The organism is Streptomyces sp. NPDC127108, from assembly GCF_042677545.1.
In the GTDB taxonomy this organism is placed as follows: Bacteria; Actinomycetota; Actinomycetes; order Streptomycetales; family Streptomycetaceae; genus Streptomyces.
The window spans coordinates 37938-60415 of sequence record NZ_JBHXTE010000007.1 but is presented as its reverse complement, the minus strand read 5'-3'; the positions used below and the strand labels follow the sequence as shown (position 1 = coordinate 60415).

The following is a 22478-nucleotide window of genomic DNA, read 5'->3' as shown; positions in this document are numbered from 1 at the left end:
TCGTGCACGCCGGACAGGGGCCATCATGGAAGGGACCACGGGCGGCGCCCACGCGGTGCCGCTGGCGGAGAACGGTTTCCTCCGCCGCCCACTGACCCTGTCGGCCCGTGGGCCCCCTGGTGCTCCGGATGCCGTACGACAGTCCCCGAGGAAGAAGTCCGCATGACCACGTCCGCGCAGATGCCCGCCGACTCCGTCCCCCCGGCCGTACGCCTGGAGGAGGCCCGGCGCGACTACGCCGACCTCCTCGGCCAGGGGCTCGCCCTCGATCTGACGCGCGGCAAGCCCTCGCCCCGGCAGCTCGACCTCGCCGCGGACCTGCTCAGCCTGCCCGGCGACCGGTACACCGCGGCCGACGGGACCGACTGCCGCAACTACGGCAGCCCCGACGGACTGCGCGAACTGCGCGAGATCTTCAGCGGATTCCTCCAGACGCCGGTCGACCAGCTCCTCGCCGTCGGCAACTCCAGCCTGGAGCTGATGCACGACTGTCTGATCCACGCCCTCCTCGGCACCCTGCCCGGCGCGTCCCGGCGCTGGGCCGACGAGGAGCGGATCGCCTTCCTCTGCCCGGTCCCCGGCTACGACCGGCACTTCGCGCTGTGCGAGCGCTACGGCATCGACATGATCCCCGTCCCGATGACCGCCGAGGGCCCCGACCTCGCCGAGGTGGAGCGCCTCGTGGCCGCCGACCCCGCGATCAAGGGCATCTGGTGCGTGCCCAAGTACAGCAACCCCGACGGCACCGTCTACAGCGACGAGGTCGTGCGCGGGCTCGCCTCGATGCCGACCGCCGCACCGGACTTCCGGATCTTCTGGGACAACGCCTACGCGGTGCACCACCTCACCGACGAGGAGACCGAGGTCGCCGACGTCCTCGCCGCCTGCGCCGAGGCCGGTCACCCGGACCGGGCGTTCGTCTTCGGCTCCACCTCGAAGATCACCCTGGCCGGGGCGGGCGTCGCCTTCTTCGGCTCGTCCCCGGCCAACGTCGCCTGGCTGCGCGGCCGCAACGCCAAGCGCTCCATCGGCCCCGACAAGATCAACCAGCTCCGCCACGCGCTGTTCCTGCGCGACGCCGACGGCGTGCGCGCCCACATGCGTGAGCACCGCGCGCTGCTGCGCCCCAAGTTCGACGCCGTCCTGCGCGGCTTCGCCGAGGAGCTCGGAGACACCGGCCTCGCCACCTGGTCCACGCCCGAGGGCGGCTACTTCATCGTTCTGAACGTCCCCGACGGCTGCGCCCGCGAAGTGGTGCGCCGCGCCAAGGAGGCGGGCATCGCCCTGACGCCCGCGGGCGCCACGCACCCGTACGGACAGGACCCCACGGACAGCGTCATCCGCGTCAGCCCCAGCTACCCGGACCTGGCGGAGGTCGAGCAGATCATCCGTGGGGTCGCCGTCTGCGTACGCCTCGTCGGATACGAGAAGCTGGTCGCCGACGCCGCCGCGTGAGCGCCGTCCCGCGGCGGCGCTCTCTCACGGCACCACGACGGCTCCGGCCATGACCGTCGCCACGACCTTGTGCACGGCCATCGCCTCCGGCGCGGGCCCCGTGCGGTCGGCGAACAGCAGGTGTGCCGCGCCGATCAGCGTCGGGGCGAGCGCGTCGATGTCGGCGTCCGCCGCGACGCGGCCCAGGTCGCGCTCGGCGGCGAGGTAGGAGGCGATCATCGCCGCCGCCTGGGTCAGGACCGGGATCCCCGTCGGCAGGGTCCGGCGCAGCCGGGCGCGGAGTTCGTCCCGGGAGGTGACGAGGCCGACGACCGCCACGGCGACCGAGTCGAACAGGTCCGTCAGCGCGGCGGCGAGGTGGCCGGCGACGGTGCCGCTCCCGGCGGCCGCGCGCAGGTCGGCGGCGCGCGCGTCGACCCGGGCGGCGCGGTCGAGGACGAGCTCGGCGAGGAAGGCGTCGAAGTCGGCGAAGTGCCGGTGCAGGACGCCCTTGGCGCAGCCCGCCTCCGTGGTCACCGCCCGGCTGGTCAGCGCGCTGGGCCCGGCCCGGAGCAGGATGCGCTCGGCGGCGTCGAAGAGCTGTTCGCGCGGATCGCGCAGAGCCACCCCAGTCGGCAACGTTCCTCCTTGGCCGCACCATGATCCCGCCCGCCGTCCCTTGACGAGTGGGCACATGCCCACCAGAGTGGGCGCATGCCCACTCTACCGTCGTCAGGTGCCGCCCACACCGGCGGCGAGCCCCATCAGGACCGGGCCACGGCCGAGTCGTTCGGCACGGACGCCGGGCGCTACGACCGGGCCCGGCCCGGCTACCCCCAGGCCCTTGTCGATCGGGTCGTCGCCGAGAGCCCCGGAACGGATGTCCTCGACGTGGGCACCGGCACCGGCATCGCCGCGCGGCAGTTCCGGGCGGCGGGCTGCCGGGTGCTCGGCGTGGACGTCGACCCGCGGATGGCCGACGTGGCGCGGGCGTCCGGCGTCGAGACCGAGGTGGCGGCGTTCGAGACCTGGGACGCGGCCGGGCGGACCTTCGACGCGGTGGTCTCCGCCCAGGCCTGGCACTGGGTGGACGCGGTCGCCGGGGCGGCGGGCGCGGCACGGGTGCTGCGTCCTGGCGGTCGGCTCACCGTGTTCTGGAACGCGTTCGTGCTCGCCGGGGACGTCCGCGAGGCCTTCGCCGACGTGCACCGGCGGGTGCTGCCCGACGCGCCCCTCAACCCCTGGGCGAGCGTCCCGCTCGACGCGTACGACCCGCTGTCCGCGAAGGCGGCCGACGGAATGCGGCGGGCGGCCGTGTTCGACGCCCCGCAGCGGTGGCGCTTCGACTGGGAGCGGGAGTACACCCGCGAGCAGTGGCTCGACCAACTGCCCACGCACGGCGCCACCGGCCGACTGCCCCCGGCCACACTGGCGGAACTGCTCCGCGGCGTCGGCGCCGTCATCGACGCGCGCGGCGGCGGCTTCACGATGGGCTACGCCACGGTGGCGGTCACCGCGCGGCTCAGCTAGGCCGCACGTGCAGGTCGAGGCCCGTGGTCCCCGGCGCCTCCACGCCCGGAAGGAGGCGCATGTCGTGGTCGTAGTCGCCGCCCACCAGGGAGCGGAACGGCACCGGCTCGTCCGTGAAGAGGCCGTCGAGGCGGCGCGCGTACTCCTGCTTGGCGGCCTCGAAGCGCTCGGCGGGCAGGTCGTTCGCGCCGTACACCGCGAACGGTTCGACCGGCGCCATGCCGGTGAACCAGAACAGGCCGTGCTGCACCGGGTAGAGCACGTCCGCGAGACGGCCGTGGATGCCCCGGTCGGAGAACGACGTCGCCCGCGCCCCGGCGGTCACCGACACCAGCGCGCGCCGTCCCGCCAGGGGACCCTCGCTGTAGGGCGGGGGCACCTTCGGGCCGTAGCCGAACCCGGCGGTGAACACCCGGTCGATCCAGCCCTTGAGGATGGCCGGAGGGCTGAACCACCACATCGGGAACTGCAGGATGACGGCGTCCGCCCAGCGCACCTTCTCCTGCTCGGCCGCGACGTCCGCCGAGAGCCGCCCCGCGAGCGTGGCCTCCTCGGAGGCCGCCATCACGTGCAGTCGCTCGTCGGCGGCGAGGTCGGGGAAGTCGTCGGCGTCGACGGTCGCCTTCCACTTCATCGCGTACAGGTCGGAGACCCGCACCTCATGACCCGCGGCGCGCAGATGGCCGACCGCGAAGTCGGTGAGGGCGGCGTTGAGCGAGTCGCCCTCCGGGTGGGCGCTGACGATGAGGATGTTCTGCGGCGAGGACGGCGTGATCGCGTTCATGAGGCTACGGTGCCCCGGGCGCGGCGGGGCAGCCAGAACCCTGTTCAACCAGCGGATTCGCTGTCCTGGTACTGGCAGGACCACTTTGGGGCGCGGCGCGCATACTTGATCGCATGAACAGGGTGGGGGAACGCGTCCGCGGTGATGCGGAAGTCGACGGCGGCGAAGCGGGGCCCGGCGTGGGCGCCGGGCGTGCCGCGGGCGCCGGGAGCGCCGGGAGTGCCGCAGGTCAGGGGCGGGCCGGTCTGGACGGGATCGACGGGGTCGGTGACGCGGAGCGGGCGCTCGGCGGCTTCCTGCGGGCCCGCCGGGGGAGGGTCGCGCCGGAGCACGTCGGGATCTCCGGAGGCCGCCGCCGACGGGTCCGGGGGCTGCGCCGCGAGGAGTTGGCCCAGCTCGCCGGGATCAGCGTCGACTACTACGTACGTCTCGAACAGGGCCGGGCCACCCAGCCCTCGCCCGAGGTCCTCGACGCGCTCGCCACGGCGCTCGGACTCGACACGGCGGAGCGCAAGCACCTCGACACCCTCGCCGGGGCCCGGCGCGGGCCCGCGCCCAGGGCCAGGGTCAGCCCGCTGCTCCAGCGCGTCCTCGACTCCCTCACCCACTTCCCGGTGTTCGCCACGAACCACCGCCTCGACGTGGTGGCCTGGAACGCCCTCGGCGCCGAACTCGTCGGCGGCCTCGGCGACCCGGACCGCCGGGACCCGAACAACGCCAGGTTCCTCTTCCTCGACCCCGCCTCCCACACCGTGCACCCCGAGTGGGAGGACCGCGCGGCCGAGGCCGTGGGCCAGCTCCGCGTCGCCGCCGGGCGCTACCCCGACGACACGGAACTCGCCGCCCTCATCTCCGAACTGTCCGAGCGGAGCGCCGACTTCCGCCGTATCTGGGGCACCGGCGAGGTCGTGATGTGCACGGCGGGCCGCAAGCGGCTGCGCCACGCGCGGGCCGGGCTCCTCACCCTCGACTTCGAGACCCTGCACGTCCCGGCCGAGCCCGGCGAGACGGGCCTCGTGGTGCATGTGTTCAGCGCGGACGAGGGCAGCGAGGAGGCGGCGGCGCTGGCCGGTCTCGCGCGGGATGTGGCGGGGCGCGGCGACGCGCGGTAGCCCCCGGGGCCTCCAGGGGAGGCGGTGATGTGCCGTCGGACGGGCTAATGCGCAGGTCAAAGACCGGCACGGTAGGGTCGCGCCGGTGATTCGATCTTTCCGGACGGCTGTGACCGTCGTTCTCGCGGTGTCGTTGACGGCCGTGGCCTGTAGGTGGGAAGGGCAGGACGGGGACGGACCGTCCTCGCGCCGGGCACAGTCCGCCCCGCTGCGGCAGCTCCCGGAGATCCCCGTGAGCGGAGACGTCGACGAGGAGTTGGACGTCGGCACGCACGAGGTCAAGAGGCGGCCCGTCGCGGAGGTCCGGCTCGGACGCGACCGGATCGTCGCCTACGTCGAACCCACGGCCTGCGGCCTCCTCGCCACCGGCTCGAAGGCGGGCGTCTCCGGCCTGACGACCGGATGGCCGGACGACGAGGCCGAGGACGAAGGCGGGGATGGAGCCGGGGCCGAGGGCGAGGGGGACGGCAGCCCGGAGCTGCCCGGCGGGCCCTACAGCCTGGGCTCCTTCTCGCACGGCGAGTACGGCGCTCCCTTCGCCCAGTTGTCGTGCGGGAAGCGAGCCATGGTCATCGAGTACGACCCCAAGGAACACCGCCGTGTCTCCGGCACCCGGGGAGCGGTCTCCGTGGTGCGGGCACGCGACGGGCGGACCGTGTACGTGGTGGTCGGCCCCCGGCACACCCGGGCCGGGATCGCCGAGGCGCTGGCGTCCCGGCGGACCCCGTAGCGGCCCCGCGGGGTCGCACCCGCGGGGCCGCGCTCGGCGGGGTTCAGCTCAAGTACGCCTCCACCTCACCGAACTGCGCGGCGGGCCACCCCGTGTTGGCGGTGACGTGCAGGCGCAGCTGCCGGACGTTCGGCGCCGACGCAGGGATGTCGATCGTGACCGTGTTGCCGGTCGCCGGGTCGAAGCGGTACGCCTTCGAGGCGACCAGGGTGCCGTAGCCGGAGCCGTCGGCGCTGCCCTGGACGGACAGGGTCTGGGTCCTCGCCTCCCAGGCCGCGGGCGGCGGCAGCTTCAGGACCAGCCTGCGCACCGGCTCCGCCTTGCCGAGGTCGACCGTGATGGCCTGCGGAAAGGCGTGGTTCGTGGACTCCCAGTACGTCGCCGCGTCACCGTCGACCGCCCTGCCGGGGGTGTGGACGTCGGTGGAGCCGGTCGCCGTGGCGGGGCGGGACCTGGCGAGGTTGCGCTTCGGGTCGGGGTCGGGGTTGCCGCCGCCGGGCTGCGGCCAGGTCGAGCAGTCGTCCCAGACGCTGTCCCAGCCGGAGTTGCCGCCGCCGTCGGTGAGCGTGAAGCTGCCCGAGCCGGACGGGTAGGGGCAGTTGTAGACGCCCGCCGCACCCACCGACGTGGCCTTGACGTCACTCATCCGCACCGCGCCCGGCGTCTCCGCCTGCACGACGACCGTGCCGACCCTGGTCACCGTCGACCTGGCGACGGTCACGTTCCGCACGGCCTTGCCGGTGCCGCCGCCGGAGACGAACTCGTAGGCGCTCCAGGGGCTGTCGGTGATCGTGGTGTCGGTGATGTCGACGGTCGCCTCGATGGCGCTGTCGTAGGCGTCGACGCGCAGCGCGCCCATGGGATGGTTCCAGTTGGGGTTCATCGCGCCCGTGCGCACCAGGCTGTTGCCGGACACCGTGATGGTCCCGGCGAGCGGGAAGAACGGTTCGAGGAACTTCTGGTTGGAGATGGCGATGCCGCTGCCGAGGGCGTTGGTGTCGAGGACCAGGTTGTCCTTGACGGTGATGTTCCGGCCGCCGTAGATCGCGATGCCGTTGGCGAGGTTGGGCTGCGAGACGGTGTTGCCGACGAACGCCGAGTCGCTGTTGGTGGTGTTGAGCGACCACATGGCGAGCGCGTCGTCCCCCGTGTTGCGCAGGAAATTGTCGCGGACCTGCACGCCGCGCGCGGTGCCGTTGAGGTTGAGGCCGTCGGCGGTCATGTCGAGGAAGCGGTTCTTCTCGACGACCAGGTTGTCGTTGTTGCCCATCAGCCACATGCCGACCTTGAGATGCTGCAACCACATCCCGGACACGGCCGAGTCCGGGCCGAGCGAGCCGTTCACGAAGTTGTCCGGGTTGCTGTCGACGCGCTCGGTGACCTCACCGATCACCGCGAAGTCGTGCAGGCCGACCTTGCCGGTCGGGGCGCTCGACTGGTCGATGAAGCGGGAGCTGCGGACGACGGAGTGCCAGGCGCCCGCGCCCCTGATCCGCACGTCGTCGACGTTGCCGAGGGACTGGGTGAGCTTGAACTCGCCCGGCGGGATCCACACCGTGCCGCCCCTCGCGGCGGCGATGGCCTCGCGGAAGGCCTGCGTGGAGTCGCCCTGGCCGGAGGGGTCGGCGCCCTTGTCGGTCACCGAGACCGCCCCGGAGGGCTTGGTGCCCGCGGCGGCGACCTGCTCGAAGTCGGCGACGTCCACGGTCACTTGGGTGCCGGTCGCCTCCAGGCGGACCTTGTCGCCCGCGCCCGCGTCCCGGCCGAACCGCAGCCGCGCGTTGTCCAGGAGGTGGTGGGTCTTGGACCCCTGGATCCAGGGCGTGTCGACATAGCTGTACTTCGACGTCACGGCGAGCGGCTTGTCGAGCTTGACGCCGTTGACGTACACCGCGAGGGACCCCGACTGGCCGTCGGGCACGCTGTACGCGACGTTCAGCGCGTTCGCCGCGCCCGGCAGGGTGAACTCGACGTGCTGGCCCGCCGAGAGCCGGACCGCCTGCCGCCCCGAGGACTCGGAGGCGACCGTGCCCTGCGTGTGGTCGGGGCCGATCCTGGTGCCGTTCGACGTGGCGCTCTCCGCCTCGACGGACGTGAAGGGGACGGTGGCGCCCGCGGCGGCCGCCTTGGCGCGCGAGCCGTCGTCCGCTGCCTGCGCGGCCGGAGCGAGCGCGGTGAGCAGGCCCGCCGCGAGAGCGAGCGTGGCGCCGAGCGGTACAGCTCTTCGGGCGGGGGAGCGCCCTAAGACCGAGCATGAGGTGCGCATGACATACCTCTCTCCGATGGGGTGGGGGGCGGCGGCCCCGCCACGGGTCAGACCCGCAGCCAGGCCGCCGTGTCCTGCGGGAGCCGCCCCTCGTCGTCCAGGGGGCCGCTGGCCAGCAGGAGGCTGGTGTGGGCGGGCGGTGCGCAGGGCGCGGCGGCGAAGTTCACCACGCAGACCAGGCCGTCGCCGCGCGCGAACGAGAGGACCCCGTCGGGGGCGGGCAGCCAGGTCAGCGGGCCGTCCCCGAAGCCGGGTTCGGCGCGCCGGATCCGCAGCGCCGCGCGGTACAGGGCGAGCATCGACGCCGGGTCGCCGGACTGCCGGTCGGCCGCGTACGCCGCCCAGTCGGCGGGCTGCGGAAGCCAGGGCTCCGCCACGGACCCGAAACCCGCGTGCGGCGCGCCCGCCACCCACGGCAGCGGCACCCGGCACCCGTCGCGGCCCGGATCGCCGCCGCCCGACCGGAAGTGCATCGGGTCCTGGATGCGCCCCGGCGGGATCTCGCACTCGGGCAGGCCGAGCTCCTCGCCCTGGTAGACGTACACCGAACCCGGCAGGGCGAGCGAAAGGAGCGCCGCGGCCCGTGCCCTGCGGGTGCCGAGGCCCAGGTCGGTCGGGGTGCCGAAGGCCTTCGTGGCGAAGTCGAAGCCGGTGTCCGCGCGGCCGTAGCGGGTCGCCGTGCGCGTCACGTCGTGGTTGCACAGCACCCAGGTCGCGGGCGCGCCGACCGGGGCGTGCTCGGCGAGGGTCTCCGCGATGGACGTCCGCAGGCGCGCCGCGTCCCAGGGGCAGCTCAGGAAGGACAGGTTGAACGCGGTGTGCAGCTCGTCGGGGCGCAGATAGCGGGCGAAGCGCTCGGAGTCCGGCAGCCACACCTCGCCCACGAAGACCGCCCCGTACTCGTCGGCGACGGCCCGCCAAGAGCGGTAGATGTCGTGCAGTTCGTCGCGGTCGAGGAACGGGTGCGGGTCCCGGCCCTCGACGAAGTCGGGCAGCGCGGGATCCTTGGCGGGCAGCGCCGCGGAGTCGATCCGTACGCCCGCCACGCCGCGCTCCAGCCAGAACCGCAGCACGTCCTCGTGTTCCTGACGGACCGCCGGATGCGCCCAGTTGAGGTCGGGCTGCTCGGGCGCGAACAGATGCAGGTACCACTCGCCGTCCGCGACGCGGGTCCAGGTGGAGGCGGTCGCGGCGAACTGCGAGGGCCAGTCGTTGGGCGGCAGTTCGCCGTGCGCGCCGCGGCCCGGGCGGAAGTGGAACAGCTCGCGCTCGGGGCTCCCGGGGCCCGCCGCGAGCGCCGCCCGGAACCAGACGTGCTGGTCGGAGACGTGGTTGGGGACGATGTCGACGATGGTCCGCAGGCCGAGCGCACGTGCCTCGGCGATCAGCTTCTCGGCCTCGGCGACCGTGCCGAACGCCGGGTCGATCACGCGGTAGTCGGCCACGTCGTAGCCGCCGTCGACCATCGGCGAGAGGTACCAGGGGTTGAACCACAGCGCGTCCACGCCGAGTTCGGCCAGGTACGGCAGCCTGGCGCGCACCCCCGCCAGGTCCCCGGTGCCGTCGCCGTCGCCGTCCGCGAAGCTGCGTACGTACACCTGGTAGATGACGGCGGAGCGCCACCAGTCGGCGTCGGGGGAGTTCGGTCGCGTGGCTGCCACGGTGACGGTCCTTTCGGGCAGGGGACCCCGCCGCCGGTCCGGGCGGGGCTGGGAGAAGGAGGGCCGGCGGCGGAGTGCTCGGTGCGCTCGGTGGGGGGGGCGGCGGGGAGGCGGCCGGGCGGGTCAGCCCTTGAGGCTGCCCGCGGTGAGGCCGCTCATGATGTGGCGCTGGCACACCAGGAAGATCACGAGGGTCGGCAGGGAGGCGATGACCAGGGCCGCGAGCAGCCAGTTCTCGGTGACGCTGGCGGCGAGCGAGTAGATCCCGACGTTGATCGTCTGCTTGCCCGGGTCGGGCAGTGTGAGCATGGGCCAGAGGAAGTCCTTCCAGACCCCGACCACCGCGAAGATGGACACGACGCCGAGGATCGGCCGGGAGATCGGGAGGACCACCGAGCGCAGGGTGCGCAGCGGTGAGGCCCCGTCGATGGCGGCGGCGTCGAGCAGCTCGCGCGGGATCGAGTCGAAGAACCGCTTGAGCAGGAAGATGTTGAAGGCGTTGGTGACGGACGGCAGCCAGATCACCCAGGGCGAGTTGACGAGGTTCCGCTCGACGATCGGCACGTCGAGGACGGTCAGGTACTGCGGTACGACGAGGACGGTCGCCGGGATCATCAGGGTGACCAGCATCGCTGCGAGGATCACGTTGCCGAGCACCGGCCGCAGCTTCGACAGCGAGTAGGCCGCCGCCACGTCGAAGACGAGCTGAAAGGCGAGCGCCCCGAGCGCGTAGTACAAGGTGTTGCCGAGGAGCTTCGCGAGGTCCATCACGCCCCAGGCGTCCGCGTAGTTGCCGGGGTGGGCGTCCTCGGGCACGAGGGTGGGCGGGGTGCGCGTGAACTCCTGCGGGGACTTCAGGCCGCTGGTCACCATCCAGTAGAGCGGCCCGATGAAGACCAGGGTGAAGACCACCAGGACCAGGGCGAAGGCCGTCCAGTAGAGGAACTTGCCGCGCGGACGGGCCAGTTGGGCGGGGGAGATCAGCGTGCGTGTCGTCATCGGGGTCTCCCTCACTCCTCGCTCGCGCGGCTCAGCCGGACGTACGCCGCCGAGAACACGGCCAGCAGGACGAGCAGCACCAGACCGAGCGCGGCCGCGCTGCCGTAGTTGTTGAAGGTGAACGCGTACTGGTAGATGAGCTGGACGACGGTCAGCGTCGCGCCCTCGGGGCCCGCGCCGCCGGTGAGCAGGAACGGCTCCACGAAGACCTGCATGGTGGCGATGATCTGCATGAGCAGCATCAGCGAGAGCACGAGGCGGGTCTGCGGGATCGTGACGTGCCAGATCTTGCGGAGGATCCCCGCGCCGTCCAGCTCGGCGGCCTCGTACAGCTCGCCCGGGATGCCCTGGAGCGCGGCCAGATAGATCAGGGTCGCGCCGCCCATGTTCATCCACGTCGCGGCGATGACCACGGACAGCATCGCGGTGTCGGTGGACTGCAGCCACTGCTGCTCCGGCAGGCCGACCGCGCCGAGCATCCGGTTGAACAGGCCGTATCCGGGGTCGTAGAAGTACTTGAAGAGCAGCACCGAGGCGACCGGCGGCAGCATCACCGGCAGATACACGAGCAGCCGCAGATAACCCCGGCCGTGCCGGAACTCATTGAGCACCAGGGCGACCACGAACGGCACCACGAAGCCGAGGAGCAGCGCGAGCCCGGTGAACAGGAGCGTGTTGCGCCAGGCCTGCCAGAACGCGGGATCGTTGAAGATGTACGTGAAGTTCGACCATCCCGCCCAGACGGTCTCGCCGTCCTCCCGCTTCTCGAAGGCCAGGAAGAACTCCCTGACCATCGGGTACCAGGAGAAGAACGAGAAGCAGAGCACGGCGCCGATGAGGAAGCCGTGGGCGGTGAGGTTGCGCTTCAACGCCTGCCGGAACGCGGCGCGTCGGTGCGGGGAGCGGATGGTGCCGGGGCTCGGGACGGGCGGCGGGGCCTTCTGTTCGGACAGGGTGGGGGCCGACACGGTGTCCCCCTACTGGTTCGCCAGGATCTGGTCGACCTGGCGCTCCGCGGTGTCGAGCAGCTTGCCCGTGTCGGCGTCCTCGTTGGTGAGGACGGCCGACATGGCGGTGTCCAGGACCTTGTAGATCTCCTGCGCCTTGGGCGGCTCGGGCTTGCCCTGGACGGGGTTCGCGGTGAACGCCTTGAAGTTCGCCACGGGCATGGTGGAGCTGGTGGCGCGGGCCTTGTCGTCGGCGGTCTTGGCCGCGCCGGTCCAGAAGTTGGGCTGCGGCAGGCCCACGGGCAGACCGTCCGCCTTGGTGCGGGCCCAGTCGAACTGGCCCTTGCCGGGGGTGAGGAACTTGAAGTTGATCCAGGCGACGGCGGCCTTGACCTTGTCGGCCGAGATGCCCTTCTTGATCATGTAGTCGTTGCCGCCGAACAGCGTCGCGCGCTGTCCGGGGATCGGTGCCATCCCGTAGTCCGCGTACTTCGCGCCGAGGTTCTGCACCATGTACGTGATGTCGTCGGGGGCGGCGAGGAACATGCCGAGCTTCCCCGACGCCATCTGCTTCTGCAGGTCGCCCCACTTCAGGAGCTGCGTCTTGCCCATGCTGTCGTCGTCCCAGCGCATGGCCTTGAGGTTGTCGAGGATCCGCTTGCCGGTGGCGTCGTTGAACGCTGCCTTGGTGCCGTCCGCGTCGACGATGCTGCCGCCGAGGCCGTAGGTCGTGGCGGTGAAGTGCCAGCCGCCGTTGTTGCCCGCGCTGTACTCGCCGAACCCGGCGACGCCGTCACCGAGCGCGGCGATCTTCTTGGCCGCAGCCCGCACCTGCGGCCAGGTGGTGGGCGGCTTGTCGGGGTCGAGGCCGGCCTTCTCGAAGAGCGGGCGGTTGATCAGCAGGCCCATCGTGTAGTTGCTGTAGGGCAGGCCGTAGAGCTTGCCGTCCTTCTTCAGCACGTTCAGGACGTCGGGGTCCATGTCGCCGAGCGCGGGCACCGACTTGTCGTTGACGTAGGCGCTGATGTCGGTGGCGCCGTCGTTGTCGAGGACCTGCTGGAGGTCGGTGAAGTACGTGTAGAACACGTCCGGCTGGGACTTGGCCTTCAGCATCGCCGTGAACCGGGGCGGCTCCAGGCACGGATCGGTCTGCTTGCCCTTGATCGTGACGTTCGGGTACGTGGCGTTGAATGCCTTCACGTCCTCCTTCCACTGCTTGAGCTCGGCCTTCTCCGCGGCCGGCGGCATGCAGTCGATGGTGAGCGTGACCTTGGTCCTCGGGTCCAGCGGGGCGGCCGCGTCGGCCGCGTTCGCGGCGTTGCCGCCGTCACCGCCGTCGTCGCTGCTGCTGGTGCCGCAGGCGGCGAGCGCGGTGAAGGCGAGCGTGGTGGCGAGTGCGACCGTGGTGGTGCGGCGGGTGCGGCGGGTGCGGCTCACGCGTGGTCGGCGTATCCCGGTGCTTCTCATCGGTGGACCCCTCTGGGGCAGCGCCACCGCCCGTGCGGGCAGGGCATGGCGGGAGCTGGGGAAGCCCACAGCGGAGAGCTGTGCGGCGGCGCTCACTCAAGCACCGCCGACACGAGGCCGCAATATCTCGCGCGAAAATTGAAAATATTCGACTGCCGCGCGTTGTCTCCCGTTGGCGTCCGAGCCGCGGCCGGTCACGCACCGCCCGTGCCGCTGCCGGCCGCCCTCGCCACCTGTGCCGTGGAGCCCCGCACCACCAGCTCCGGCTCGAAGAGCAGCTCCCCCGACGGGACCGCGCTGCCCGCGATCTGGAGAGTGAGCAGTTCGACCGCCGCACGCCCCATGGCCTCGATCGGCTGGCGGACCGTGGTGAGCGGCGGCTCGGTGCAGTTCATGAACGCCGAGTCGTCGAAGCCGACCACCGACACGTCGCGCGGCACCACCAGACCCCGGCGGCGGGCCGCCCGGACGGCGCCGAGCGCGAGCGGGTCGCTGGCGCAGACGATGCCGGTGACCCCGGAGTCGAGCAGCCGGGCCGCCGCGGCCTGGCCGCCCTCCAGCGAGAACATCGCCCGCGCCACCCGCTCCTCCGGCAGCCGCCCGCCCGCCGCCTCGGCCAGCGCGCGGGCCGCGGCCAGCTTGCGCTGCGAGGGCATGTGGTCGGCGGGGCCGAGCACCAGGCCGATGCGTTCGTGGCCGAGCGAGACCAGGTGGCGCCAGGCCTGCTCGACGGCCACGGCGTCGTCGCACGACACGGCGGGGAAGCCCAGGTGCTCGATGGCCGCGTTCACCAGGACCACCGGGATGTTGCGCGCGGCGAGCCGCTGGTAGTGGTCGTGCGGCGCGTCGGCCTGCGCGTACAGGCCGCCCGCGAAGACGACGCCCGACACCTGCTGCTGGAGCAGCAGTTCCACGTAGTCCGCCTCCGAGACGCCGCCCTTGGTCTGCGTGCACAGCACCGGGGTGAGCCCCTGCTGGGCGAGGGAGCCGCCGATGACCTCGGCGAACGCCGGGAAGATCGGGTTCTGCAGCTCCGGCAGGACGAGCCCCACCAGGCGGGCGCGCTCCCCGCGCAGCTGGGTCGGCCGTTCGTAGCCGAGCACGTCGAGCGCGGACAGGACCGCCTGCCGGGTGGCCTCCGAGACCCCCGGCTTGTTGTTCAGCACCCGGCTGACCGTGGCCTCGCTGACCCCGACCTTCTGCGCCACCTGAGCAAGTCGTCGCGTCATGAACGCAAGATTAGCGCAAGAATTGCAGTCTGTTTGCGTTCGGGCGACGGTCGTTCAGCCCCGTACCCGCCGCCACTTGCGCAGGCTCACCAGCTCCCGAGGCGGCGTCAGCTTGCTGCCGACCTCCACGTACGACACCTCCGCCGCATACACACTGCCCTCGGAGTCCACCGCGACGCTGTGCAGCCAGTTGAACTGGTCCGGGGCCTCGCCGGGCAGTTCGGCGCCGAACCGGGTGACGAGCCGCCCCGCGCGGTCATAGATCTGGATCTTGTGGCCGAGGCCCGGCACGCCCCGCTGCACCGGCGGCGGCCCCTGCTCGGCCACGTACACGTTCGTGTCGGCGCCCCGGCCCGCGCAGACGGCGACCGCCTTGTGGGCGTGCCAGGACGCGCGGAACCCGCCGTCGAGGGAGAACACCTGGACGCGGTGGTTCTCGCGGTCGCAGACGATCACCGCGTCGGGGCCGAACAGGGCGAGCCCGTGCGGCAGGCTGAACCGGCCCTCGTCGGTGCCCGGGCCGCCCCAGGACAGCAGGTGGTTGCCCGCCGCGTCGTAGCGGTGGACGCGCGAGTTGCCGTAGCCGTCGGACACGAAGACGTCGCCGGTCCGGGGCGATATCGCCACGTCGGTGGGGCGGTTGAAGGGCTCGCCGCTCTGGAAGGGCGCCGGGCGGCCGGTGCCGAGGGTCAGAAGCGTGTTGCCCTTGCGGTCGGTCTTGGTGACGCGGTTGCCGACGTCGTCCACGAACCACAGGTGGTCCTCGTGGTCGACGGTGACGGCATGGGCGCGCAGGAACCGGCAGCCCTTCCAGCGCGGCATCGTGTTGCCGTACGGGTCCTCGAACAACTCGGTCCCCGCGAACGGGGTGTCGTTGCCCCACATGTCGACGACGTTCCCGTCCCGGTCGAGGACGAGGACGGGCATGTTGCCGCGGTTGAAGACGTAGACCCGGTCCTCGGAGTCCACGGCGACGGACGTGGCCTCCTTGAGCCAGATCCCGTGCGGGATCCTGGCCCAGTACGGCACGGGTTCGTAGACGGTCTCAGCGGTCGCGGGTCCGACGGTCACGGGTCCTCCCAGGACGAGCGGTTCCGGATCAGTCGTGCGGGGCGGTCCCCCAGGTGGCGCCCCCAGGTTGACAGGCGGACGATGGAGTGTAAGGGCCGGTCGACGGTGACGGCGTCGGTCGGGGAGCCGCCGCGGCGACAACCGGCCCGAGAGTGTGGCCTGACCAGAGCGGAGGAAGTCATCATGATCGAGGTCAAGGCGGTCGAAAAGCCTGATGAGCGGCGTGACTTCCCGCACGGTCACCTCGAAGCCGTCCATCTCACCGGTCTGGATTTCGCCGTGGGCACCTTCGAGCCCGGCTGGCGCTGGTCCGAGTCCGTGGGGCCGATCGCGGGAACCGCGAGCTGCCTGATTCACCACAACGGCTATGTCGTCGAGGGGCGGATGCACGTGCGCATGGACGACGGCGGCGAGACCGAAGTCGGACCGGGCGATGTGTTCGTCTGTCCGCCGGGACACGATGCCTGGGTCGTGGGTGAGGAACCCGTCGTGGTGTTCGACTTCGCGGGAGGCATGGCGCAGGAGTACGCGAAGGCGGCGGACGAGTAGGAGCGGCCTGCCGCCGAGGTCGGTCGGCCTGCGGCGCTGAGCGACGTCGCCGTCGACGGACCGCTTGCCCTGCCCGCGCGGCACCCCGCCCCCGGACGGTCCACCAGGACATGCCGCCCCCGGCGCGGCCCGCTGGAATGGACAGGTGACCGCGCCCCCGGACGACTGCCTCGCGCGCAACGAGTGGATCTGCGGTGAGTATCTGAGCACCCGCCGCGAGATCCTGGTCGACGCCGTGCTCCAGCACCTGGAGCTCACCGCGGTCTCCGTCCTGATCGCCCTCGTCATCGCCCTGCCGCTGGCCGTCGTCTCCCGGCGCTGGGGCCTGGCCGCAGGACCGGTGCTCGCGCTCACCACGGTCCTCTACACGATCCCGTCCCTTGCGATGTTCTCGCTGCTCCTGCCGGTGTACGGCCTGTCCTCCACGCTGGTCGTCGCCGGGCTCGTCCTGTACTCGCTGACGCTGCTCGTCCGGAACATCCTCGCGGGCCTGCGCGCCGTACCGGAGGACACCCGCCAGGCCGCCCGCGGCATGGGCTACGGCCCGATCCGCCTGCTCCTGACCGTCGAACTGCCGCTCGCGCTGCCCGCCGCCATGGCCGGCCTGCGCATCGCCACCGTCTCGGCGGTCTCCCTCGTCACCGTCGGCGCGATCGTCGGCTTCGGCGGACTCGGCAACCTCATCTACTCCGGGATGAACACCTACTTCAAGGCCCAGGTCCTCACCGCCTCCGTGCTCTGCGTGGTCATCGCCGTCCTCGCCGACCTGCTGCTGCTCGGCGTACAGCGCCTCCTCACGCCCTGGACGAGGGCGGCCCGCGCATGAACACCCTCACCGACGCCTGGGACTGGCTCACCGACTCCGCGCACTGGGCGGGCGACGACGGCATCTGGCACCGGCTCACCCAGCACCTCGTCCTCACCGTCGTCTGCCTGCTGATCAGCTGCCTCATCGCCCTGCCCGTCGCCCTCGTCCTCGGCCACCTCGGCAGGGGCGGCGCGCTCGCCGTGAACATCTCCAACGTCGGGCGCGCCGTACCGACCTTCGCGGTCCTCGTCCTGCTCCTCCTCACCCCGCTCGGCAAGTGGGGCGAGGGCCCCACCGTCGTCGCCCTCGTCCTGTTCGCCGTGCCGCCGCTGCTCACCAACGCCTACGTCGGCATGCGCGGCGTCGACCGCAGCGTCGTCCAGGCCGCGCGCGGCATGGGCATGACAGGACGGCAGATGCTCTGGCGGGTCGAGGCGCCGCTCGCCCTTCCCCTGATCATGAGCGGCGTACGCATCGCCGCCGTCCAGCTCGTCGCCACCGCGACCATCGCCGCGCTCGCGGGCGGCGGCGGGCTCGGCCGCATCATCACGGCGGGCTTCAACCTGGCCAGCACGCCACAGGTGGTGGCGGGCGCGGTGCTCGTCGCCGTGTTCGCCCTCCTGGTCGAGGGCGTCTTCGAGGCCGTCGAGCGGCTGGCGCCCGGGTGGGCGCGGAAGACGGGGAAGGGGTGAGCGGGGTGACGCGCACGGTGTGGTGGAGGAACGGGCGCACCCGGTGCGGCGTGCTGGTCGCGGCCGCCGCGCTGCTCGCCGCCGGCTGCGACTCGGGCCCCTCCCTGGAGACCCAGGACAAGGTCACCGCGCCGCCCGGCGACAGCAAGCACCTCGTCGTCGGCTCCGCCGGATTCACGGAGAGCGACCTGCTCGCGCAGATGTACGCGCTGCTCCTCGACAAGGCCGGATACGACACGGAGATCCTGTCCGTCGCCAACCGCGAGCTGTACGAACCCGCCCTGGAGTCCGGCCAGATCGACGTCGTGCCCGAGTACGCGGCCACGTTCGCCGACTGGCTCAACGCCAAGGTCAACGGCGCCGACGCGAAACCCGTCGGCTCGCCCGACCTCGACACCACCATGAAGGCCCTGCGGAAGCTGGCCGTGCCGCGCGGCCTGACCGTCCTCGACCCGGGCAGGGCCGTGGACCAGAACGCGTTCGCCGTCACCGCGGCGTACGCGCGCCAGCACCGCCTCAAGTCCCTCAGCGACCTCGGCAAGTCCGGCCTGAGGGTCAGGCTCGCCGCGGGCGACGAATGCGTACAGCGCCCCTACTGCGAACCGGGCCTGAAGAAGGTCTACGGCATCGACATCACCGGCGTCGACCCCAAGGGCGTCGGCACCACCCAGGCCAAGAAGGCCGTCCAGAGCGGCCAGGACCAGATGGTCCTCACCACCACGACGGACGCCACACTCGACGAGTTCGGCCTGGTCCTCCTGGCCGACGACAAGCACCTCCAGAACGCCGACTACATCGTCCCGGTCGTCAACCGCTCCCGCGCGGGAAGCAAGGGCGTCTCCCGAGCCCTCGCCCGGCTCAACACGGTCCTGACGACGGCGGACCTGGCGGACCTCAACAGACAGGTGGACAGCTGGCGCCGCCTGCCGGAGGACGTGGCGAAGAAGTACCTGGAGAACAAGAAGCTGCTGTGAGCAGCCCTACGCGTCGGCGACCGAGTCGAACTCCACGTCCCCCCGCCCCACGCCGTGGGCATCCGCGTCCACTGAGCGCCGCAGCGCCTCGTGCAGCTTCGCCGGGGTGAGGACGCCGACGAAGCGGGCGCCGTCCACGACGGCGACCCAGCCCGCGTCGTGCTGGAGCATCACGCCGAACGCCTGCTTCAGGGGCGCGCCGACGGGCACCCAGGCGTTCATGCGGTGGGCCAGGTCGCCGACGGTGGCGTCGTCCCCGGCGAGGGCGACCTCGTCGACGCCGACCCAGCCGTGGAGGTCGCCGTCGGCGTTCAGGACCATCGCCCAGCGGGCGTCGTCCCTGCGGAGCCGGGTCGCGGCCTGCGCGGCGGGCTCCTCCAGGCGGGCGACGGGCGGCTGTTCCAGGTCGTCCACCTCGATCTCGGTGACGGAGAGCCGTTTGAGGCCCCGGTCGGCGCCCACGAACCGGGCCACGTAAGGCGTCGCGGGCGTGCCGAGCACGGCGCCGGGCGTGTCGAACTGCTCGATGCGGCCTTGCCCGTACACGGCGACCCGGTCCCCGAGCCGGACGGCCTCCTCGATGTCGTGCGTGACCATCAGGACGGTCTTGCGCACGGTCCGCTGGAGGTTCAGGAACTCGTTCTGCAACCGCTCGCGGACCACCGGGTCGACCGCGCCGAACGGCTCGTCCATCAGGAGCACCGGCGGGTCGGCGGCGAGCGCGCGGGCCACGCCGACGCGCTGGCGCTGGCCGCCGGAGAGCTGCTCGGGGTAGCGCGGTCCGTACGTCTTCGGGTCGAGGCCGACGAGGTCGAGGAGTTCGGCGGCGCGGGCCCGCGCCCTGGCCCGCTTCCAGCCCACGAGGGCGGGCACGGTGGCGGTGTTGTCGAGGACGGTGCGGTGCGGGAACAGGCCGACCTGCTGGATGACGTAGCCGATGCGGCGCCGCAGCCGTACGGGGTCGACGGCCGCGATGTCCTCGCCGTTGACGTAGATGCGGCCGGAGGTCGGCTCGATCAGCCGGTTCACCATCATCATCGTGGTGGTCTTGCCGCAGCCTGAAGGACCGACGAGCGTGACCAGCTCTCCCTCGGCGACCTCGAAGGAGAGGTCGTCCACGGCCGTCGTGCCGTCCGGGTAACGCTTGGTCACCTGCTCGAACCGGATCATTCCCTCACGCTAACCGTGCGTGTTCCACCCCGCACACGCTCGGCGACCGCTCAGGCGCACTCCTCGGGGCTCCCGGTCACCAGGACCACCTCCAGGGTGCGCGGCCCGTGCACGCCCTCGACGCGGTCGAGTTCGATGTCGCTGGTCGCGGACGGCCCGGAGATCCAGGTGAGGGGGCGCCCGGGGTCGAGCCGCCGCAGGGCCTGCGGGACGGAGGAGACGACCTGGTCGGGTACGCGGACGACGCAGATGTGGTGGTCGGGGATCAGGGTGATGCGGCGGCGCCCCTGGTCGGGGGAGCCGTCGAGGACGAGGGTGCCGGTCTCGGCGATCGCGACCGCGCAGCCGGTGACGACGGCGTCGGCCTGGTCGAGCCGGGCGGTGGTGCACGCGGCCCGGTCGTGGATGCGGACGGGGTCGGCGGCGGCCAGCCACCACGGCGGCAAAGCGGGCGGCACGAGGATGTTCCGGGCGCCGCTCGCTGCGAGCAGCCGCATCAGCAGCAGCGGCAGTTCCTCGCGGTCCGTGCGGTGGACGATCGCCCGGTAGTCGGCGAGGTTCTCGGCGAGCAGGTCGACGGTCTGCTCGGTGGTGCGCCCGCCGTGCTCGTGGGCGTAGTCCCGGTCGACGGCCGTGTCGTACGGCTCGTCGGGGACCGGCCCGAGCGCCCGGCCGATCCGCCCCAGGATGATGTCCTTGGCACTCATGCGCCCGCCTCCCCGTCCCCGGTACGTCCCTCGCCGGACGCCTCCGCGGCTCCCGCCGTACCCCTACGTCCCTGGGTGCGCTGCCACCAGTCGCGGAACGACTCCTCGGGCACCGTCGGCAGGTCCCGGGTCGCGCTCCACGCCCGGCCGGGCCCCGGCAGCGTCCGGGGGTGCAGGCGGCGGGTGCGGGCGGCGAGGCGCTGCCCGGCCCGCAGCAGTCCGGGCCGGGCGAACACCATGCCCGCCGCGCGCATCGCGGCCCGCTCGGCCGCGTGGCCGCGGGCGGGCCTCAGGGTCGTCTTCGCGCCGTGGCGGGTGAACTCGCCGCCCTGGACGACGCGTTCACGCAGGTGCACCAGGACTTCGGGGATGTCGATGGCGACCGGGCACACCTCGTAGCAGGCGCCGCAGAGGCTGGAGGCGTAGGGGAGCGAGGCGTCGATCTCGCTGGCGGTGCCGCGCAGTTGGGGGCTGAGGATGGCGCCGATGGGGCCCGGGTAGACCGAGCCGTACGCGTGTCCTCCGGCCCGTTCGTAGACGGGGCAGACGTTCAGGCAGGCCGAGCAGCGGATGCAGCGCAGGGCCTGGCGGCCGACGTCGTCGGCGAGGGTGTCGGTGCGGCCGTTGTCGAGGAGGACCAGGTGGAAGGCGGCCGGCCCGTCGCCGTCCGTGGTGCCGGTCCACATCGACGTGTACGGGTTCATGCGCTCGGCGGTCGAGGAGCGCGGCAGGGTCTGCAGGAACACCTCCAGGTCCCGCCACGTCGGCACGACCTTCTCGATGCCGACCACGGAGATCAGCGTCTCGGGCAGCGTCAGGCACATCCGCCCGTTGCCCTCGGACTCCACGACCACCATCGTGCCGGTCTCGGCGACCATGAAGTTCGCCCCCGACACACCGACCTTGGCGCGCAGGAACTTCTCGCGCAGGTGCAGCCGGGCGGCCTCGGCCAGCTCGGCGGGTGAGTCCGTCAGGCCGTCCGGGGCGGGGCGGCCCCACCGCGCCATCTCCCGCGCGAAGATGTCGCGGATCTCGCCGCGGTTGCGGTGGATGGCGGGCACGAGGATGTGCGAGGGGCGGTCCTCGCCGAGCTGCACGATGAGTTCGGCGAGGTCGGTCTCGTAGGCGCGGATGCCCGCGGCCTCCAGGGCTTCGTTGAGGCCGATCTCCTGCGTGGCCATCGACTTGACCTTGACCACCTCGCGCTCGCCGGTGGCCCGGACCAGATCGGTGACGATGCGGTTGGCCTCGTCCGCGTCGGCGGCCCAGTGCACGGTGCCGCCCGCCGCCGTCACGGTCTCCTCCAGGCGCAGCAGATGGTCGCCGAGGTGGCGCAGCGTGTGGTCCTTGATCTGCCGTCCGGCCTCGCGCAGCCGCGCCCAGTCGTCGAGTTCCGCGACGGCCTTCGCGCGTTTGTCGCGGATGGTGTGGGTGGCGTGGCGCAGATTGGCCCGCAGTGTCGTGTCGCCCACGGCCTCGCGCGCCGCCGCGGGGAAGGCCGGCATCCCGAGATACGTGCCGCTCATGACCAGGGCTCCTTCTCCGTGCTCGCCAGGATCTCGGCGAGGTGCACCGGCCGCATCGCCGTGCGCAGCCGCGCCATCGTGCCGCCGATGTGCATCAGGCAGGAGTTGTCCGCCGCGCACAGCACCTCCGCGCCCGTCGACTCGGCGGCCCGCACCTTGTCCGTGCCCATCGCCGCCGACACGTCGGAGTTCTTCACCGCGAACGTACCGCCGAAGCCGCAGCACTCCCGCGCGCCCGGCAGCTCCACGAGGTCGAGTCCCTCGACGGCCGCGAGCAGCCGCGTCGGCCGGTCGCCGAGGCCGAGGGAGCGCAGGCCGTGACAGGTCGGGTGGTACGTCACTGTGTGCGGGTAGTACGCGCCCACGTCGGTCACGCCGAGCACGTCCACCAGGAACTCGGTCAGCTCGTACGTCTTCGACACCACGGGCGCCAGGGTGCGGGCGAGCCCGTCGCCCCTGCCCTCGGCGCGCGCCCGCTCGCCCATGCGCGGATACAGCTCCCGCACCATCGACCCGCACGATCCGGACGGCGTCACGATGGCGTCGTACTCCCCGAAGACATCGGAGAAATGTCGGGCCAGCGGCTCGGCCTGGTGCCGGTACCCGGTGTTGTAGTGGGCCTGCCCGCAACAGGTCTGGGCCGCCGGGAAGTCCACGTCCACACCCAGTCTGGCCAGGAGTTTCACCACGGCGCGGCCCGTGCCGGGATACAGCGTGTCATTGACACACGTCAGGAAGAGGGCGACGCGCAACGCTGGGTCCTCCTTGTCGATCATCGGTGCTTTCCCCCAGCAGCGTAATCTGGCGGGGGCGCCTTGGGGA

21 protein-coding genes are annotated in these 22478 nt (G+C 72.2%); 8 read left to right on the top strand and 13 right to left on the bottom strand.

Annotated elements, in window-relative coordinates; genetic code table 11:
• Positions 1-162: 162 nt before the first annotated feature.
• Positions 163-1455 carry an aminotransferase class I/II-fold pyridoxal phosphate-dependent enzyme gene (locus tag ACFVHO_RS07840; RefSeq protein WP_385711311.1) on the top strand — a complete coding sequence of 431 codons (1293 nt, stop codon included), beginning with the start codon at positions 163-165 and terminating at the stop codon, positions 1453-1455.
• A gap of 24 nt (positions 1456-1479) precedes the next feature.
• On the opposite strand, the gene ACFVHO_RS07835 is transcribed toward ACFVHO_RS07840, so the two are convergent.
• Positions 1480-2073 carry a TetR family transcriptional regulator gene (locus ACFVHO_RS07835; protein ID WP_385711309.1) on the bottom strand — a complete coding sequence of 198 codons (594 nt, stop codon included), beginning with the start codon at positions 2071-2073 and terminating at the stop codon, positions 1480-1482.
• A 75-nt stretch (positions 2074-2148) separates the two neighbouring features.
• On the opposite strand from ACFVHO_RS07835, the gene ACFVHO_RS07830 reads away from it, so the two are divergent.
• Entirely contained in the window at positions 2149-2964 is an 816-nt protein-coding gene (locus tag ACFVHO_RS07830) for a class I SAM-dependent methyltransferase (protein WP_385711307.1), read from the top strand.
• Here ACFVHO_RS07830 and ACFVHO_RS07825 read toward each other — a convergent pair.
• Positions 2957-3748 (bottom strand): NAD(P)H-dependent oxidoreductase, encoded by a 792-nt coding sequence (locus ACFVHO_RS07825; protein WP_385711305.1) that lies wholly within the window; start codon positions 3746-3748, stop codon positions 2957-2959. The two genes, ACFVHO_RS07830 and ACFVHO_RS07825, sit on opposite strands and share 8 nt — an antisense overlap.
• A 113-nt stretch (positions 3749-3861) precedes the next feature.
• Here ACFVHO_RS07825 and ACFVHO_RS07820 point away from each other — a divergent pair, with 113 nt between their 5' ends.
• Positions 3862-4860: a helix-turn-helix domain-containing protein gene (locus tag ACFVHO_RS07820; protein ID WP_385711303.1), complete on the top strand. Its 999-nt coding sequence runs from the start codon at positions 3862-3864 to the stop codon at positions 4858-4860.
• Positions 4861-5092: 232 nt separating this feature from the next.
• A complete protein-coding gene (locus ACFVHO_RS07815) occupies positions 5093-5590 on the top strand; it encodes a hypothetical protein (protein ID WP_385711301.1) in 498 nt (165 codons plus the stop codon).
• A gap of 43 nt (positions 5591-5633) precedes the next feature.
• Here ACFVHO_RS07815 and ACFVHO_RS07810 read toward each other — a convergent pair whose 3' ends face one another.
• From ACFVHO_RS07810 to ACFVHO_RS07780, 7 genes are all read right to left on the bottom strand, one after another.
• On the bottom strand, positions 5634-7856 hold the full coding sequence (locus tag ACFVHO_RS07810; RefSeq protein ID WP_385711300.1) for a discoidin domain-containing protein: 2223 nt from the start codon (positions 7854-7856) through the stop codon (positions 5634-5636).
• A gap of 47 nt (positions 7857-7903) precedes the next feature.
• Entirely contained in the window at positions 7904-9517 is a 1614-nt protein-coding gene (locus tag ACFVHO_RS07805; RefSeq protein ID WP_385711298.1) for a glycoside hydrolase family 13 protein, read from the bottom strand.
• Positions 9518-9640: 123 nt separating this feature from the next.
• Positions 9641-10516, bottom strand: coding sequence for a carbohydrate ABC transporter permease (locus ACFVHO_RS07800; RefSeq protein ID WP_385711296.1), 876 nt, complete (start codon positions 10514-10516; stop codon positions 9641-9643).
• A gap of 11 nt (positions 10517-10527) precedes the next feature.
• Complete coding sequence (locus ACFVHO_RS07795; protein WP_385711294.1) at positions 10528-11484, bottom strand: carbohydrate ABC transporter permease; 957 nt, start codon at positions 11482-11484, stop codon at positions 10528-10530.
• Between the two features lie 9 nt (positions 11485-11493).
• A complete protein-coding gene (locus ACFVHO_RS07790; RefSeq protein ID WP_385711292.1) occupies positions 11494-12930 on the bottom strand; it encodes an extracellular solute-binding protein in 1437 nt (478 codons plus the stop codon).
• A 194-nt stretch (positions 12931-13124) separates the two neighbouring features.
• Positions 13125-14159: a LacI family DNA-binding transcriptional regulator gene (locus ACFVHO_RS07785; protein WP_385711290.1), complete on the bottom strand. Its 1035-nt coding sequence runs from the start codon at positions 14157-14159 to the stop codon at positions 13125-13127.
• 54 nt (positions 14160-14213) lie between these two features.
• Entirely contained in the window at positions 14214-15230 is a 1017-nt protein-coding gene (locus ACFVHO_RS07780) for a peptidyl-alpha-hydroxyglycine alpha-amidating lyase family protein (protein ID WP_385711288.1), read from the bottom strand.
• 183 nt (positions 15231-15413) lie between these two features.
• Here ACFVHO_RS07780 and ACFVHO_RS07775 point away from each other — a divergent pair, with 183 nt between their 5' ends.
• The 4 genes from ACFVHO_RS07775 to ACFVHO_RS07760 all read left to right on the top strand — a co-directional run bounded on the left by ACFVHO_RS07775 (position 15414) and on the right by ACFVHO_RS07760 (position 18253).
• Positions 15414-15779, top strand: a complete 366-nt coding sequence (locus ACFVHO_RS07775) for a cupin domain-containing protein (protein WP_385711286.1) — start codon at positions 15414-15416, stop codon at positions 15777-15779.
• Positions 15780-15924: 145 nt separating this feature from the next.
• Entirely contained in the window at positions 15925-16605 is a 681-nt protein-coding gene (locus ACFVHO_RS07770) for an ABC transporter permease (RefSeq protein WP_385711285.1), read from the top strand.
• Positions 16602-17279, top strand: coding sequence for an ABC transporter permease (locus ACFVHO_RS07765; RefSeq protein WP_385711283.1), 678 nt, complete (start codon positions 16602-16604; stop codon positions 17277-17279). The genes ACFVHO_RS07770 and ACFVHO_RS07765 overlap by 4 nt, the downstream gene beginning before the upstream one ends.
• Before the next feature lie 53 nt (positions 17280-17332).
• A complete protein-coding gene (locus ACFVHO_RS07760) occupies positions 17333-18253 on the top strand; it encodes an ABC transporter substrate-binding protein (protein ID WP_385711542.1) in 921 nt (306 codons plus the stop codon).
• 6 nt (positions 18254-18259) lie between these two features.
• Here ACFVHO_RS07760 and ACFVHO_RS07755 read toward each other — a convergent pair whose 3' ends face one another.
• From ACFVHO_RS07755 to ACFVHO_RS07740, 4 genes are read right to left on the bottom strand one after another with little or no spacing between them, the layout of a single operon-like run.
• Positions 18260-19423 (bottom strand): ABC transporter ATP-binding protein, encoded by a 1164-nt coding sequence (locus tag ACFVHO_RS07755; protein ID WP_385711281.1) that lies wholly within the window; start codon positions 19421-19423, stop codon positions 18260-18262.
• Positions 19424-19473: 50 nt separating this feature from the next.
• Positions 19474-20130 carry a lactate utilization protein C gene (locus tag ACFVHO_RS07750; protein WP_385711279.1) on the bottom strand — a complete coding sequence of 219 codons (657 nt, stop codon included), beginning with the start codon at positions 20128-20130 and terminating at the stop codon, positions 19474-19476.
• On the bottom strand, positions 20127-21656 hold the full coding sequence (locus ACFVHO_RS07745) for a lactate utilization protein B (RefSeq protein WP_385711278.1): 1530 nt from the start codon (positions 21654-21656) through the stop codon (positions 20127-20129). The genes ACFVHO_RS07750 and ACFVHO_RS07745 overlap by 4 nt, the downstream gene beginning before the upstream one ends.
• Positions 21653-22408: a (Fe-S)-binding protein gene (locus ACFVHO_RS07740; RefSeq protein ID WP_385711541.1), complete on the bottom strand. Its 756-nt coding sequence runs from the start codon at positions 22406-22408 to the stop codon at positions 21653-21655. The genes ACFVHO_RS07745 and ACFVHO_RS07740 overlap by 4 nt, the downstream gene beginning before the upstream one ends.
• Positions 22409-22478: the final 70 nt, after the last annotated feature.